Genomic DNA, 1,764 nt, shown 5'->3' with positions numbered 1-1,764 from the left:
CAGAAGGCTTTCCAGTGCGGGGACAACCGCCTGTTCGCCTGCATCGGCCAGCGCTTTGGGGCCTGTGCCGAAGTAAAAGGCCGACCAGAAATCACGGCGCTTGCGGCCCATCGGCAGCACATCAACCGCGTGGCGGAAGGTCTTGCCGATCCGCGCAAGCACACCCAGCGACGTGGGCAGCCGTGCTTCAAGATCAGCCTTGATTGCGCGAGCAAGAACGGGGGCGGCACCTTCGGTTCCAATCGCGATCGTGACAGGGTCGCGATCAACAATCGCAGGGGTGATAAACTGGCTGTCGGCAAGGTTGTCGACGATATTGACCAAAGCGCCCTCGGCATGGGCAATCGCGGCCACGCGGGCGTCTTCGGCGTCATCCTCATTGGCGCCATAGAACAGCGCAGCGCAAAGTGCGTCACCTGGCTCCATGGCGCGCTCGATAATCCGCAGCTTGCCCTGATCGGCCCATTTGCGGATATCGGGTGCGATCTCGGCGGCGATGACGGTCAGATGCGCCTCGGTCTTCATCAGCAAACGCAGCTTGGCCATTGCGGCATCACCACCGCCCGACAGAACGATGCGGCGGCCTTCTACGGCAAGGAAGATCGGGAAATGCTTCATAGCGAACCTCAAATTTCTTATCTTCAATATAGAACATCGTTCTGCTATTTGCCTCCCCATGATGCCAGTTAAGGACGTACGTTCTGCCTTGCTGCAAAATTGGACTGCCCGTCCTATGATTGAGGGGATTTAAGAATGTCGGTACGCATAGACGCCACAGACCGGAAGATTTTAGCGGCACTTCAGGCGGATGCGGCGCAATCGCTGGACGATATCGCCAAGGCTGTGGGGTCCTCCAAGACGCCTGTTTGGAATCGCATTCGCAAATTGCGCGAGGCGGGGGTGATCGGCCAGCACACAGTCTTACTCGATGCCGAGGCGCTTGGGTTTGAGGCCTGTTTCTTTGTCCTGATCCGCACGTCCGAGCATGACGCAGAGTGGCAGGGGCGGTTCCTCAAGGCATTGAAGTCACGGCCTGAAGTGCAAGAGGCGCATCGTTTGGCAGGGGATATTGACTATATTTTAAAGGTGCGCGTCCGGAACGCGCGGGCCTATGACACGTTCTATCAAGCCCTGATTTCCGAGGTGAAAGTGCATAATGTGACAGCACTTTTGTCGATGGAAGAGATTAAATCGACGGTGGCATTGCCACTATAAATGAACGGCGTTCAAAAAATGTATTGACAGCGGCGCATGGGGCGCTCTACGAGTGTGAACACTGTTCATATTTGGAGAGACACCATGCAGACGATCAAGACCACAGTTACCCTCGCAACACTTGCTTTGGCAGCGGCCTGTGCCGCACCCAGCACCCAGCATACCGCCCAATCCGCCAACCACAGCGCTGAAGCCGCCAGTCATGGCGCGGCGGCAGTGGCATCGGGTGCCGCGACCGTCTCGGCCGTGCCCATCATCGCCACAGGGGCCGCGCTTTCGGTGACGGGCGCGGCGATTGAGAGTGTCGGGACCACTTCTGTCGCAGCTGGCACTCAGGCGCTTGAGACGGGACTGGGCACCTGCCAGACCATGCATACAGCACCATGTGTGGCGCCTGATGCGCCACCACGGTTGGACTAAGGGGTGGCCATAATGAAACGGTTTTTTGCCCTTTTGGTGGCGGCGATGACGGCCTTCACCACGCCGTCCTTCGCTGGCAGCAGTGCAGCGGGTAACCCTGTACTTCCTGCCGATGAGGTCGCCAGTTTC

At 58.5% G+C, this 1,764-nt stretch carries 3 protein-coding genes; 2 read left to right on the top strand and 1 reads right to left on the bottom strand.

All coding sequences use genetic code 11. From position 1 onward, the window contains the following. The coding region (locus VGP75_RS05350; protein ID WP_327542665.1) for a precorrin-2 dehydrogenase/sirohydrochlorin ferrochelatase family protein at positions 1-618 on the bottom strand (618 nt) is incomplete at its 3' end. Between the two features lie 135 nt (positions 619-753). Between VGP75_RS05350 and VGP75_RS05345 the strand changes: the two genes are divergently transcribed. Then, positions 754-1,215, top strand: a complete 462-nt coding sequence (locus tag VGP75_RS05345; protein ID WP_327542664.1) for an Lrp/AsnC family transcriptional regulator — start codon at positions 754-756, stop codon at positions 1,213-1,215. 84 nt (positions 1,216-1,299) lie between these two features. Beyond that, a complete protein-coding gene (locus VGP75_RS05340) occupies positions 1,300-1,635 on the top strand; it encodes a hypothetical protein (RefSeq protein ID WP_327542663.1) in 336 nt (111 codons plus the stop codon). Positions 1,636-1,764: the final 129 nt, after the last annotated feature.

The sequence above is a fragment of the Yoonia sp. genome (assembly GCF_036007805.1).
In the GTDB taxonomy this organism is placed as follows: Bacteria; Pseudomonadota; Alphaproteobacteria; order Rhodobacterales; family Rhodobacteraceae; genus Yoonia.
Note: the sequence above shows the minus strand (reverse complement) of the source record. Positions and strands in the feature narration are given on the sequence as shown.

Bases quoted from the DNA above. Each gene is read 5' to 3' on its own strand.
- VGP75_RS05345 (WP_327542664.1), top strand. From the start codon at position 754: ATGTCGGTACGCATAGACGCCACAGACCGGAAGATTTTAGCGGCACTT.
- VGP75_RS05340 (WP_327542663.1), top strand. From the start codon at position 1,300: ATGCAGACGATCAAGACCACAGTTACCCTCGCAACACTTGCTTTGGCA.